This window comes from Edaphobacter aggregans DSM 19364 (assembly GCF_000745965.1).
GTDB classification, from domain to species: Bacteria; Acidobacteriota; Terriglobia; order Terriglobales; family Acidobacteriaceae; genus Edaphobacter; species Edaphobacter aggregans.
The window spans coordinates 2,345-15,460 of the sequence record NZ_JQKI01000018.1; the positions used below are offsets into that span (position 1 = coordinate 2,345).

Sequence of the window (13,116 nt, forward strand, 5' to 3'; positions counted from 1 at the left end):
AACGCGGCGTGGAAGAGGTTTCTTGCGGACCCTGAGTGGATCGAGATCAAGAAGGTGACGGCGGCGAGATGGGGTGACCTGGTGGACGAGGTTCACGACCGCTCGCTGGATCTGTTGCCTTATACGCCTAAGCCGTCTCAGGTGCCTTGAAGCGGTTCGAGCTTCGCTCGAATGCCCACCTTAGACGCTTCGCGCCGAAGATGGGGCACCCGTTCGTTGGTTCAGCGCCAGATGTGGGCCACCCGTCCGGATGCAGGGGCCTGCGGAGTTGGCGACTGATATGCGAGGGTGTCACCGGGCAAGAGAGCAAGAATGCAGAGAATCGTCCACACAGATCGGGACACTGCGCCCTTCGAATACATAGGCACCTCCCCTGTCTTCGTACGGAGTGCGGCCCTCGCCAGATCGGCTTCGGGCCTTCGAAGCTATGATCCCAGCTTTCCGGAATGGCAGAGAGTACTTCCCGGGATGTCAATGTTAGGGAGGACATTCCCGGGAGGTCTACTAGTAAAACCCCTAGTTGCATCGGGGGCAGCGAAGCACTACCCCCCGTACTTTTTTGTGCAAAGTCTTCAAAGATTTAGAGTTAGGTCTCGACTTCGGTTCGGGCTGCGGGTTTGAAGTGTGCTAAATAGCGAAAGCCCCGGGGATCTCCGGGGCTTTGTGGTTCTTCTTACTTATTTAAAGTGTAGCGGATTGGAGGTAATTAATCGGCAACTTGTTTCTCTTTTAGTTTCAGGGAGTTGCGCGATATTGGGGCTTGACAGGTTTTAATGGATTGCCTCGGCCGGTCGAGGGGGTATTCATGTGGTTGAGAGCGTTGTTGATGGCGGGTTTGTGGGTCTTCGGGTGCGCGGCGGCGTGGGCACAGAGGCCGGTGTATCAGCTGCGCATCTACAAGCTACACGCCGGAAATGAGCCGCACTTCCACGAACGCTTCAGCGAGCAGTGCATGCCGATCATGCGGCGCTATGGCTTCGATATCGTGTTCACGAGCGAGACGGGAGAGCCCGGGCACAAGGAGTTTGTCTATCTGCTGCGATGGAAGGATCGCGATACGCAGAACGCGGCGTGGAAGAGGTTTCTTGCGGACCCTGAGTGGATCGAGATCAAGAAGGTGACGGCGGCGAGATGGGGTGACCTGGTGGACGAGGTTCAGGACCGTTCGCTGGATTTGTTGCCTTATACGCCTAAGCCTTCTCAGGTGCCTTGAACTAACTCTGCTGGCTACGAGGCCGCTCTGGCTGCGTATGAGAGTGAGGATTATAAGAAGGCGCTGGCGGTGCTTGGGCCTGAGGTGGAGAGGGATCTTCGGATTGCTGAGGGGGCCCAGGTTCGAGCTTCGCTCGAATGCCCACCTTAGGCGCTGCGCGCCGAAGATGGGCCACCCCATCTGTGGTTGGGTTAGATGTGGGCCACCCGTCCTTTATACAAATGTTTCGTCGAGCAAGTGTTGAAGAACCGTCTCTTGATAGTTCGTCTTGTAAACATCTTTGAAATACTTAAAATGTCCACTAAATTCTTGCACCCATTGATCAAGAATCACGAGTTTCTGTTTCGAATACATTCTTCGAAACATCGTGAACGATTGCTGCTTATTCAACTCAAGTACTTGCATGTCGTTCAAGATGGGTTGATTCAAAAGTTTGTCTGAAATCCGGAGGCAACGGGGCCTTTTTTCTTGCTTTCCTCGTCGTATGCGAGCGCTACGGCTTCAATTCTGGTGCCATTTACTTCGCCTACTTTTATGCTGTACTCAATTGCTCGTTTCAATTCGATAACGATATGATTCGCTGAATATTTTTGCTCTCTTCCGCGTTGAAGGTTCAGCTCAAATTGACCGTGTAAACTCCGAACGCCAACATTCTCGGGTATTTCGTAAAACACCTCGCGCCGCTGGTTGAAATAGTGAAATAGTAGTCAAACTTTTCAAATTTGAGCTTTTGCACTAGTGGCCAACAGTGTTTTTCCTCTTGCGATGAAAAAACACGGAAGATTGTAAGAGCTCGTCCCAGTTCGTCATACAGTGAGGCTTCCGCTCTCCTAGCGTCTAGTCTTCTAAGGTGACGTATCTTCATGGGTTCGAGAACAAATGCGGAAATAAGACCAAGTGTGACGCCAACGCCTACGCTCAGAATTGTCTTGAGCCATTCAGACATCAATTCCTCCACTTACGATTATTCGTTGTCGTAACAAGAAGCCCCGCCGGACGGCGGGGCTGTTCTTGCGCGCGAAGCGCGTTTCGCCGTCCCGCGAAGGACTAGCTGCAGCCGCTGGTGCTTCCGCACTCCATGCAGCGGTAGCAGCTTCCGTTGCGGGTCATGATGGCTCCGCAGGTGGAGCAGCTTGGGGCATCTCCCATGTCGTACATCGACTTCATGGCGTTGGCTGCGTGGTAGACGCCGCGATCCTCTAAAGACAGGTTGTCAGTTGCAGGTTGCAGGTTGCTAGTTGGGTCGGGGGCTATGCCGTGCTGTGGGGGTCTGGTGGTGTAGTAGTCAACCGCAGATCCTTCGACTCCGGCTGCGCCTCCGCTCAGGATGACACCTCTTTCCTCACCCGAGGAGGAGGCGTTGAGTGATGGGACGACTCGGCTGCCCGGGCTGGCGATGTGGCCAGTGACGGGAACTGTGGTCGCGGGCTGCTGGGGGGCGAGGTTGGCGAAGAGGGAGAGCTGGGTTCCGGAGAGGAAGCGGATCTGGAGCCAGCGGAAGATGTAGTCCATGATCGACTTGGCGTAGCCGATCTGCTCGTTGCCGGTCCAGCCGGAGGGCTCGAAGCGGGTGTGGGCGAACTTCTCGCAGAGGACGCGGAGCGGGACGCCGTGCTGGAGGGCGAGCGAGACTGCCGTGGCGAAGGAGTCCATGAGTCCGGAGACGGTGGAGCCTTCCTTGGCCATGCGGATGAAGATCTCGCCGGGCTGGCCGTTGGGGTAGAGGCCGACGGTGATGTAGCCCTCGTGTCCGGAGAGGCCGAACTTGTGGGTGATGGAGGCGCGCTCGGCGGGGAGACGGTGACGGACGGCGCGGGGCGGAGCCTGGGCGTCGGCGGCGTCGGCGTTCTGGCTGGCGGCCTCGGTGATGGCGAGGATCTGCTGCTCGAGAGCGTTGATGCGCTGCTGCGCGGCTGCCTTGGCGGCGGCGACAGCTTCTTCGATTTCAACGGTGCCGGCAGCTACGGGCGAGGCGGTGGCGTTCTCCTTCTGGGCCTTGCCATCGGCGCCGGAGACGTTGAGCGGCTGGGAGCCCTTGGAGTTGTCGCGGTAGATGGCGACGGCCTTGAGGCCCTGGCGCCAGGACTCGATGTAGGCCTCTGCAATGTCATCCACAGACGCGTCCTGGGGGAGGTTGACGGTCTTCGAGATGGCTCCGGAGAGGAAGGGCTGGGTGGCGGCCATCATCTTGATGTGGCCCATGTAGTGGATGGAGCGAGTGCCCTTGGAGGCCTTGAAGGAGCAGTCGAAGACGGCGAGGTGCTCGGGGCGAACGCCGGGCGCGCCCTCGATGGTTCCGGTGGCGTCGATGTAGGAGACGATGGCGTCGACCTCAGCGTTCGAGTAGCCGAGCTTGAAGAGGGCCGAGGGGACGGTGTTGTTGACGATCTTGATCATGCCGCCGCCGACGAGCTTCTTGAACTTGACGAGGGCGAGGTCGGGCTCGATGCCGGTGGTGTCGCAGTCCATCATGAAGCCGATGGTGCCGGTGGGGGCGAGGACGGTGACCTGGGAGTTGCGGTAGCCGAAGCGCTCGCCGTGGGCGAGGCCTCCGTCCCAGGAGTCGCGCGAGGCTTCGATGAGCTCGTCGAGCTGCGGAGCGACGAAGGGCTCGGCGGAGTCGAAGGAGGCGCCGATGCGGTTGACCTCGGCGCGATGCATGCGGATGACGTCGAGGAAGGGCTCGCGGTTGACGTAGAAGCCGGGGCAGGCACCTCCGGCGATGTGCGCCTGCTGGGTGAGCGGCGTGGCTGCTCCGAGCGGCGGGCAGAGTTCGGCAATGCGCGAGGACTGCCAGTAGGCGTCGCCGCAGAGGATGGAGGTGACGGTGGCGGCGAAGTCGCGGCCGGCGTCGGAGTCATACGGCAGGCCGAAGGCCATCAGGAGCGCGCCGAGGTTGGCGTAGCCGAGGCCGAGTGGGCGGTAGTCGTGCGAGTTCTTGGCGATGGACTCGGTGGGGTAGCCGGCGGCGTCGACGATGATCTCCATCGCGGTGGTGACGATGGCGATGCCGTGACGGTAGCTGGCGATGTCGAACTGGCCTCCCGGAGTGAGGAACTTCAGGAGATTGAACGACGCGAGGTTGCAGGCCGAGTCGTCGAGGAACATGTACTCGGAGCAGGGATTGGAGGCGTTGATGCGGCCCGAGTTCTTGCTCGTGTGCCAGCGGTTGATGGTGGTGTCGTACTGCATGCCAGGGTCGCCGCACTGCCAGGTGGCCTCGGCGATTTTGTTCATGATGTCGCGGGCGCGGTACTCCTTGACGGGAGTGCGGTGCTTGACGGTGCGGGTGACGAAGGTGGCGTCGGCCTCGACGGCGGTCATGAACTCGTCGGTGACGCGCACGGAGTTGTTGGCGTTCTGGAAGAAGATAGAGCTGTAGGCCTCGGAGTCAGGGCCGGAGCCGTCGTAACCTGCCTGGATCAGGGTGTAGGCCTTGGCCTCTTCCTTCTGCTTGCACTCGATGAAGTCGAGGATGTCGGGATGGTCGACGTTGAGGATGACCATCTTGGCGGCGCGGCGCGTCTTGCCGCCGGACTTGATGACGCCGGCGAAGGCGTCGAAGCCGCGCATGAAGGAAAGCGGGCCGGAGGCGGTGCCACCACCGGAGAGGGTCTCCATTGATCCGCGGATGCTGGAGAGGTTGGAGCCAGTGCCCGATCCCCACTTGAAGAGCATGCCCTCGGTCTTGGCGAGGTTGAGGATGGAGTCGAGCGAGTCATTCACCGAGTTGATGAAGCAGGCCGAGCACTGCGGCTTCTTGTAGCCGGTGACGGAGAACTCGACGGCGCAGGTGTGCGGGTTCCAGTGCCAGTTCTGCGCGTCTGAGTTGGGCTCGAGGCGATCGCAGCCGACGTTGAACCAGACGGGCGAGTTGAAGGCGACCTTCTGGTTGAGCAGGAGGTGACAGAGCTCAGCGTAGAAGGTGTCGGCGTCGGCGGTCGAGGCAAAGTAGCCGCCCTCCATGCCCCAGTCGCGGATGGACTCGGCGACGCGGATGACGAGCTGGCGGACGCCGGTCTCGCGCTCGTCGGTGCCGAGCTGACCGTGGAGATACTTGGAGGCGACGATGTTGGTCGCGGTCATGGACCAGTCGGCGGGGACCTCGACGTTCTTCTGCTCGAAGATGACCTTGCCCTTGAAGTCCTGGATGACGGCGTCGCGAAGCTCCCAGACGATCTCGTCGAAGGGCGAGACGCCGGGGCGAGTGAAGTGGCGCGAGAAGGTAAGTCCCGGAGCGCGCTTGGCGGAGGTGGAGGTCTGGTAAGAGGCTTGGGCGCTGGTGGTCTGGTTGGGAATGGTCGCCATGGGGAGGTTTCTCCTTCTCGTTCTGAATTGGATGCCCGGAGCGGCAGATCCTCCGGGGGGTGCTGGCCCAGACTCACGATCAAGGTGAGAGCGCGAGAGCGGGGCGAAATCTAAAATTTTGGGCTCCAGAGCGCTGGCTGGTTGAGGCCGGCCGGGAAGCTGGCGGCGACCTGAGTCGAACGGGCTGAAGTCATGCGGAACTGCTTTCGGGGTTGGCGGGGTACTTCTATGGTGCCTACGTCTCCCCTTGCAGTCGTGAAAGTACCGCCCCTTATGGGGTGTGTCAAGTATAAAGCACAACATGTAGTGTTGGCTGTGGGAATACCCCTGTTTACACGGTGTTCATTGAAAAGAATCGACGGAAATCCATGATTCTGCTGTGGAAGTCGCGAAATCGGCGCTTTTGGGGCGGGAATCGGCGACGTCTTTTTGCAGGGATTTTCCGGCCAACGGGTACAGCTTTCGGTGCACTTGTTAAGGGTAGGGGCCGGAGGGGTAAACCGCAAGGCGCAGGAGTAGTGCAGAGCCTGTGGATGGGGGTGGAAGGGGTGGAAAAACGGGACATAACTGCGTGCCACCCTCTTCGCAGGATCGACCTAGGGCCGATTTTGCGGCGGCGAGGTTTTCGGCCGTTCCGGCACGTGGCGGTCGAGCCAGGCGAGGACTCGTTCGGAGCGGGCGTAGTGTTGGCCGAGGCGGCGGTAGCTTTCGAACTGGGACTCGGAGAACCACTGGTCGGCGGTGGAGGTGTTGGGGAAGGTGGGGTTCTCTTTGCGGAAGTTGACGAGGTCGGCGGGGAGGTCGCGGGTGTAGGCGGACTTGATGTAGAGGACTTGGCCAGTGGCTCCGTTGGAGTAGCGGATGGTTCCGGCGATGCAGTTCTGGGGGCTGGCCGGGGGGTCGCCTGTGGGCTCGAGCAGCGTGAGGTCGATGGTGATCTCGGCGCCGTGGTCGATGCGGCACTTGCGGATGGCCATGCCGATGCCCTGGAAGGAGAGGTCAGCGTCCTGCTCGGCGTCGCAGATGACGATGGTGGAGCAGTGGCGGCGCACGAGTTCGTACAGCCCCATGTTTTCGAAGTGGCCACCGTCGGTGAGGTAGACGAAGGCGGCCGCGTCGTTGACCGTGCCGAATAGCTCGGCGGCGAGATAGAAGAGTCCGAACCACGGCGAGGAGGGATTGCTGAGGCGGGCGCGCAGGCGGAAGCGTTTGTGGCGCGGGTTGCGAATCCAGAGGCCGAGCCGGACGTTAAAGATGGTCAGCAGGAAGGCCATGGTCGGGCTGGAGTGAAACCCCCAGTTGGGGCTCATGGCGGCGCCGGAGGTGGCGACAGCGGTGGCCATGCGCGGGCCTCCGTCCTGGTAGGCGAAGCTGCGGGTGGGGGTGAAGCCGTTGAACTGGATGCGGTCGGAGTCGGTCTCGGTCCAGCCTACGTCGTAGCCGCAGTAGAGCGGGGTGAAGATGAAGGATGCGCCTTTGCGCTCCTGGTAGGCGAGGTCCTGGCCGAAGGAGAGGTTGAGGGTGGTGTTGAAGATGGGGAACGGTCCTTCGTAGGTGGGCGGCTGGGGTTCGGGGAGGCGGGGGTTAGGGCCGCAGGACGGCGCCCAGAGGGAGCGAAGGGCAGGCGCGTTGAAGCGGACGGGGAGAAGATCGACGAGGCGAAAGCGTTTGTCGCTGGCGGCGAATCCAGTGAAGCGGTTGGCGCGGCGATCGGGGTTGCTGGCGCCGGCGTAGCAGCGTGCGATGCGGTCGCGGTAGAAGGCGTGGAGCGAGAACTCGTTGATGTCGATGCGCCAGCCGAAGAGGACAGCCGCGCCGGCGAGGACACCGAGAAGGACGAGGAAATCGAAGTGCGGCAGGATCTGGTTGCCGAGGCGTGCTTCGATCACCAGGAGCGCCTTCTCGACTACCCAGGAGAGTGTGAGGACGAGGCCGGCGATGAAGACCGGAGGCCCGATAAGGATGAGCTTGTCGAGCACGGCAGTGAGCGTCGGCCGCTGTTGTCCGCCCTTTCCCGCGGTTCCGCTGGTCAAGCTGCTCTTGCCGGCCAGTACGCTGGCGAGCGTTGTGCCGATCCATCCGAGCCAGAGCGGCTTGCCGACGTGGGCGACGTGAAAGAGCCAGGAGACGAGGCCGGGGCCCAGGAGCGAGCTTCCGGTGAAGGCGAACCAGACGATGCAGGTGAGGAAGCTCCAGGCGCGCAGGCGGGCGAACCACTCGCGAACGGACTCGTCGACGAGGTTGCCGACGAGGCCGCCGGCGATCTCGATCGAAACGAAGACGACGGTGACTCCGGCCCAGGGAAGCAGAGGGATGGCCGCGCGGGTGACGTCTTCGAGCGGAAGGAAGAAGGAGGCCACGAAGATGACGAGGCGCGAGAGATTGATCAGCACGTAGGCGCAGCCCACGGCCCCGGCCATGCCGAGCAGGACGATCAGCCGCCTCCAGTTTCGCGGGATGGAGCGCGCTGCGGAGAGCACGAGCAACGCGATGCCGGCCAGCATGGAGGTAAAGACCCAGGAGGTGGAGGTGTCCTCATCGAAGTGATGGAGGATGCTCCACCAGTGGAAGGAGTAGGCGCTCTGCCATGCGCGGAGGTTGTCGAGCGCATCGGGTTCTCCGGGCGGCGGGAGTGTGGGCTTGGCGGGGTCGGTCGTCTTCGGCGCGGTCTTCGGAGCGAGTCGATGAAGGTGGCTGATGTAGTGGCGCGTGCTGGCCGGAACGATGCCGGTGTTGCGCGGCCAGTCCACGATGTCGACGACGCGAGCGTCGAAGTCCGGCAGGCGGACGCCGCTCCAGAAGGAAGCTCGGTAGAGGTACGGGCAGAGGGCGAGGACGGAGATGACGATGGGGAGATAGACGAGGCCCATGACTCCAATCTGCCCGAGGCCACGCTCCTCCTGCGGATTGCAGTGCGCTGCGGGAGGGTGCGTCATCTGCGTGAAGAAGATGACTCCGGAGGCGAAGAGGAAGCCGACGAAGATGATGGACGCCGTGACGAAGCCGTGGTCGAGCAGGAAGTGCGCAAACCGGCCGCGCGAACTGAGGTAGAAGTGGGGTATGAGAAGAACGAGCAGTAGCGACGCGATGAGCACGATCTGGTTGAGGAAGGTGTTGCGCAGCCAGATGGCGAAGGCGACCCAGGTGTCGGCGCTAAAGAGGCCGACCTGCGGAGTGAGGTAGTTAGAGTAGCGCCTGAGCCAACGGAGAGGCTCGGGCCAGAAGTCGCGCTTTGAGGGAGGGCCGGGCAGCGGCTCCAACTGCTCCTTAACCTTTTCGATGTTCTCGCAGGAGATCCACGAGGCGAGGAACTGGTGGATGTAGCCTCCTCCGGAGACGGTTGAGAGATAGTCGAAGGACTTGAGTCGGTTGACGGAGGCGAGGCCCTGAAGGATGCCGAGATTGAACGTGGCGCTGCGAATTCCTCCTCCGGAGAAGCAGATTCCGCTGAGCTTGAGTTCCGCGGCGACAGCGTAGGCGTCCTTGGCGGAGTCTTCGGGCGGCCATCTGCCGAGTGCGGCGAGCTCCTGCTCGAGGAGCCACTTGCCCGGCGGGTATTCGATGAGCGTGGCGATGCGGGCCTGCGCATGAGGATAGCGGTAGAGAAGGACGGCGATCTGCTCGGTAGTGGCAGTGGCCTCGACGGGCTCATCGCGAAAAGCCTGAATCCAGGCGGAGGTGAAAGCAACTTTCTCCGCGGCGGTGAGGAGCTTGTACGCCTCGTGTGCGCGCATCTCCTGGGCGAGACGAACGCAGTAGTCGCGCGCGGCCTCGTCGCGCAGCTGCTCCTCGAGGATGTTGGGATTGATCGTGCGGCCGTCTGGCTTTGCCATGAACGCTCCTTGAAAAGGATGCATGCTGCCTTACGTTCGCTGATGAGAACGGAGGAGCACGGGAGGAGTTCTGTGGGCCCAGGAGAAAAGGAGAGCAAGAATTAAGGAACGATACCAGGGGGATGCGCATGCGCAGCATGGCACGTACCGCCGCAGTAACGCTGAGGCGTGGAAGATCTGGACTATCTTGCACCGCCCGTGTTTCACTAGCAGGAGCCACGTTTCTATACTTGGTGGCGTTAGTCCTTAATGCGTTGGAGCATCTTACGGCAGATAGCCTGCCAGTCCTTGTCTTTCATTCCAGAAACCTTCGAGGTGAGCACTCCCATCAGAGCCGCATTGGCCCTGACATCGTAGCTCCCCGAAGCCTCCATACTCTCAAAGATCAACAGAATGTCCCTGATGGCGATATCGTCTGCACTGGCGTTTAGCTGATCCGTCAGGAAAGGCACCGCCGACGCTCCCCTCTCCGCAATCGGCCGCGCCAGTTCCGTAGCGGGCAGCTCTTTAACATCATTTCCGTATCTGAATATTTTGTATTGATCAGCCAAGGGGTATTGGCGCAGGCGGCTAACTCGGTCGCATGCCGGCTTATCGAAGAAGCTCTTTTCGAGACGATGATCCCAACACCCGAGCATGATGAAGCAAGCCAGAGTTAGAGTGATAGACCTCATTGCTTTGGACATCCGCATTTCTCCTTGCACGCCTAGGTTCCTGCTTTACCCTCCAAGGGCCCAGTTGCCCCGGTTGCGCGGATGAAAATTTCTGTGCGGCCGGGGCTGTTCTGTCTCTTCATGCGTGCGCGAAGCTGCGCGGTCGCCTCACGGTGGCAGAGCAGGCAGAGAGTGCGGATGTTGTCGAGGTCGCACTGGCCGCCGCCCTCGGCAACGGGAAGGATGTGGTCGGCGTCCCACAGGCTGCGGCGGCTGGTGACGGTCTTCATGCCGTAGAGGCGAAGGCCGGCGGCCCGCGCAGGACCGCGTGCGCGCTTGAGCGCGGCGTAGGCGGCGACGGTGTCGATGTGGCAGACGGCGCAGCGGCCGCGGTCGCGGGCGAAGACCTGATCGCGGAGGTAGCCGGGGTCGGTGCGCAGGCGCCACTGGTGAACGCAGTAGTCGCTGCAGAAGGTTCGGCGGCGCTTGGCGAGGATCTCGAGATCGCACCAGCGGCAGAGCGGCAGGCCGTTGGGGCCGGTGGGGAGCTCATGCCGCGAGGCTCGGCCGCCGGCGAGTGTGCGGGGGAGGCGCATGGATCTCAGGATAGAGTCAGACCTCGAAGTCGACCTCAAGAGGATCGATGAGGGGCATCAGCCAAGCCAGCAGCTTCCGGTGGACGGGATGGTCGTTGCAGGCCTCGAAGCTCGCCCGATCGGCGAACTTCATGACGCCCCCAAGCTCTTATCCCTGCGAGCGGGGAGAGATGTTGGGTCCGACCAGCGTCTCGACGAGGCCGGGAATCTGCCCTTGAAGCGACTGTATCTCCCGGATCGCGTGCTCTTTCTGGTCTGAAGTGACTCCGGGCTTCCAACGAAAGGCGAAGGTGTGAATGACCATGACGCCAGTGTAACGAGGCTCCGCTTAGAATGGGTCGAACGAATTCTTGAACAGCAGAGAGGGCCTATGTCGAGGACGCAATCGACGATGGTGGAGTTGGGAACGGTGGCTCCGCCTTTTGAGCTGAGGGATGTGGTAACCGGCAAGGCCGTGGGGCGCGACGACGTCGCAGGAGAGATGCGCGGGCTGCTGGTGATGTTCCTCTGCGTGCACTGCCCGTACGTGAAGCACGTGGAAGAGGAGCTCGCGAGGATCGGGCGCGACTACGAAGGAAAGATCGGCATCGTTGCCATCTCGTCGAACGATGTCGTGGCGTATCCGCAGGACTCGCCCGAGGAGATGAAGAAGCAGGCTGAGCGGCTGGACTTCCGTTTCCCTTACCTGTACGACGAGACGCAGGAGGTGGCGCGCGAGTACGATGCAGCGTGCACGCCGGACCTGTTTCTGTTCGACGGCGAGATGAAGCTGGTCTATCGCGGACAGCTGGACGACAGCCGGCCGCGTCGTGGGGACTATGGCAACGACATTCCTGTAACCGGCAAGGACCTGCGCGCGGCGATCGATGCTGTGCTTGTAGGCAAGCGGCCCGACCCGAACCAGCGGTTCGCCGTAGGATGCAATATCAAGTGGAAGGAATAGGAGCGGAGACGCTATGGACACTGTGCTGGAGAAGCTGAAGGAAGGAATTCTGCGATTTCAGTCTGAGGTCTATCCGGAGCAGGCGGAGACCTACCGCAAGGCGGCGCGTGAGCCGCAGCGGCCGGCGGCGCTGTTTGTGACCTGCGCGGACTCGAGGATCGACCCGGAGCTGATTACGCAGACCGGCCCCGGTGAGCTCTTCGTGACGCGCAACATTGGCAACCTCGTCCCCGCATACGGCGAGATGATGGGCGGCGTCAGCGCGGTGGTGGAGTACGCCGTCAGCGCGCTGAAGGTGAAGCACATCGCCGTCTGCGGCCACAGCGACTGCGGCGCGATGAAGGCGCTGCAGCATCCGGAGAGCCTGGAGCAGATGGCCACGGTGAAGCGCTGGATGCGCAACGCCGAGGCGGCGCTGAGCGTGGCCGACTCGCTGGCCGTGCCGGATGAGAAACCGAGCGAGCGCCTGCAGAGGCTGACCGAAGAGAACGTGCTGCTCCAGGTGCAGCACCTCAGAACCCACCCTTCGGTCGCCGGTGCCGTAGCGCGCGAAGAGCTCACGCTCTCCGGATGGATCTACGACATCGGGACCGGTGAAGTACGCATCTCCGAGAACGGTGAGCGAACCTTTCGCTCCGTCTCGAAAGAGAGCTCGAAGGCATGATCGTTCCGCAGACCAGGCGGCTCGTCTTCCTCACGATAAAGTACGTCGGTCTGCAGCTGCTTGGCCTCGTTGCGTACGATGTGGCGATCGTGATCCTGTACCAAGCGGGATACCTGAAGTGGACGGCGCTCGAGCAGATTCCGCTGTCGCTGTTCGGCTCGGTGATCGGCCTCATTCTTGCCTTCCGCAACAGCTCATCGTACGGACGATGGTGGGAGGCGCGCACACTCTGGGGGTCCATCGTGAACAACTCGCGCAGCTGGGCGCGCGCTGTGACCACGGTGATGTGCGGGGATGGCGATCGCGAATTCGCACAGGTTCGAAGGCAGATGGTCTACTACCAGATTGCGTGGGTTCATGCGCTGCGCCAGCACCTGAGGCTTCTCGAGCCGTGGGGGGAGATTGCCGGAGTGCTCACACCGGAGCAGATCGACGAGCTGCGAGGGCAAAAGAACGTACCCGTAGCGATCCAGCAGAGACAGAGCCTGCTGCTGCGGAGAGCACTCGATGTCGGCTGGATCGACATGGCCCAGTGGCATGCGATGAACCAGAGTCTCAATGATCTGGTCGACGCGCAGGGCGGCGCCGAGCGCATCAAGAACACTCCCATGCCGCGACAGTACGATTATCTTCCCCAGCTTTGCACGCAGGTATTCTGCTTTCTGCTTCCGCTGGTGATGGTATCCGCCCTGGGGTGGTTCACGCCGCTGGGCTCAACCCTGGTGGGCTTCATCTTCCTTGCGCTCGACAAGATCGGGCGCGATCTGGAAGATCCCTTCGACAATACCCTCCACGATATTCCGCTAACGGCGATGTGCCGGACGATCGAGATCAATCTGCGGCAGATGCTGGGCGAGACGGAGCTTCCTCCTGAGGAAAATCCGGTGGATGGAGTGCTCTGGTAGC

Annotated in this window: 10 protein-coding genes; 5 read left to right on the top strand and 5 right to left on the bottom strand. The window is 61.6% G+C overall.

The window, feature by feature from the left end; translation table 11 throughout:
• Positions 1 to 805 precede the first annotated feature (805 nt).
• Positions 806 to 1,213: an NIPSNAP family protein gene (locus tag Q363_RS09055; RefSeq protein ID WP_035349495.1), complete on the top strand. Its 408-nt coding sequence runs from the start codon at positions 806 to 808 to the stop codon at positions 1,211 to 1,213.
• A gap of 425 nt (positions 1,214 to 1,638) precedes the next feature.
• Here the strand turns inward: Q363_RS09055 and Q363_RS40340 are convergent, their stop codons facing one another.
• The 5 genes from Q363_RS40340 to Q363_RS09085 form a co-directional block, all read right to left on the bottom strand.
• On the bottom strand, positions 1,639 to 1,887 hold the full coding sequence (locus Q363_RS40340; protein ID WP_157466679.1) for a hypothetical protein: 249 nt from the start codon (positions 1,885 to 1,887) through the stop codon (positions 1,639 to 1,641).
• Between the two features lie 373 nt (positions 1,888 to 2,260).
• Entirely contained in the window at positions 2,261 to 5,521 is a 3,261-nt protein-coding gene (locus Q363_RS09070) for a vitamin B12-dependent ribonucleotide reductase (RefSeq protein WP_035349498.1), read from the bottom strand.
• 596 nt (positions 5,522 to 6,117) lie between these two features.
• Entirely contained in the window at positions 6,118 to 9,354 is a 3,237-nt protein-coding gene (locus tag Q363_RS09075; protein WP_035349499.1) for a patatin-like phospholipase domain-containing protein, read from the bottom strand.
• Between the two features lie 239 nt (positions 9,355 to 9,593).
• On the bottom strand, positions 9,594 to 10,040 hold the full coding sequence (locus Q363_RS09080) for a hypothetical protein (protein ID WP_035349500.1): 447 nt from the start codon (positions 10,038 to 10,040) through the stop codon (positions 9,594 to 9,596).
• A 20-nt stretch (positions 10,041 to 10,060) separates the two neighbouring features.
• Positions 10,061 to 10,603 carry an HNH endonuclease gene (locus Q363_RS09085; RefSeq protein ID WP_084080171.1) on the bottom strand — a complete coding sequence of 181 codons (543 nt, stop codon included), beginning with the start codon at positions 10,601 to 10,603 and terminating at the stop codon, positions 10,061 to 10,063.
• Between Q363_RS09085 and Q363_RS45840 the strand changes: the two genes are divergently transcribed.
• The 4 genes from Q363_RS45840 (at position 10,602) to Q363_RS09105 (ending at position 13,115) form a co-directional block, all read left to right on the top strand.
• Positions 10,602 to 10,862, top strand: coding sequence for a hypothetical protein (locus tag Q363_RS45840; RefSeq protein WP_342667401.1), 261 nt, complete (start codon positions 10,602 to 10,604; stop codon positions 10,860 to 10,862). The genes Q363_RS09085 and Q363_RS45840 overlap by 2 nt on opposite strands.
• Positions 10,863 to 10,973: 111 nt before the next feature.
• Complete coding sequence (locus tag Q363_RS09095) at positions 10,974 to 11,546, top strand: thioredoxin family protein (RefSeq protein ID WP_035349501.1); 573 nt, start codon at positions 10,974 to 10,976, stop codon at positions 11,544 to 11,546.
• Positions 11,547 to 11,559: 13 nt separating this feature from the next.
• Complete coding sequence (locus Q363_RS09100; RefSeq protein ID WP_035349502.1) at positions 11,560 to 12,210, top strand: carbonic anhydrase; 651 nt, start codon at positions 11,560 to 11,562, stop codon at positions 12,208 to 12,210.
• A complete protein-coding gene (locus tag Q363_RS09105; protein ID WP_035349503.1) occupies positions 12,207 to 13,115 on the top strand; it encodes a bestrophin family protein in 909 nt (302 codons plus the stop codon). Before Q363_RS09100 ends, Q363_RS09105 begins: the two co-directional genes overlap by 4 nt.
• The last annotated feature ends 1 nt before the right edge of the window (position 13,116 follow it).

What these genes read in the sequence shown, in the direction of transcription:
- Q363_RS09055 (WP_035349495.1), top strand. Translation starts at nt 806, where the DNA reads ATGTGGTTGAGAGCGTTGTTGATGGCGGGTTTGTGGGTCTTCGGGTGC.
- Q363_RS09070 (WP_035349498.1), bottom strand. Translation starts at nt 5,521, where the DNA reads ATGGCGACCATTCCCAACCAGACCACCAGCGCCCAAGCCTCTTACCAG.
- Q363_RS09075 (WP_035349499.1), bottom strand. Translation starts at nt 9,354, where the DNA reads ATGGCAAAGCCAGACGGCCGCACGATCAATCCCAACATCCTCGAGGAG.
- Q363_RS09080 (WP_035349500.1), bottom strand. Translation starts at nt 10,040, where the DNA reads ATGTCCAAAGCAATGAGGTCTATCACTCTAACTCTGGCTTGCTTCATC.
- Q363_RS45840 (WP_342667401.1), top strand. Translation starts at nt 10,602, where the DNA reads ATGGATCTCAGGATAGAGTCAGACCTCGAAGTCGACCTCAAGAGGATC.
- Q363_RS09085 (WP_084080171.1), bottom strand. Translation starts at nt 10,603, where the DNA reads ATGCGCCTCCCCCGCACACTCGCCGGCGGCCGAGCCTCGCGGCATGAG.
- Q363_RS09095 (WP_035349501.1), top strand. Translation starts at nt 10,974, where the DNA reads ATGTCGAGGACGCAATCGACGATGGTGGAGTTGGGAACGGTGGCTCCG.
- Q363_RS09100 (WP_035349502.1), top strand. Translation starts at nt 11,560, where the DNA reads ATGGACACTGTGCTGGAGAAGCTGAAGGAAGGAATTCTGCGATTTCAG.
- Q363_RS09105 (WP_035349503.1), top strand. Translation starts at nt 12,207, where the DNA reads ATGATCGTTCCGCAGACCAGGCGGCTCGTCTTCCTCACGATAAAGTAC.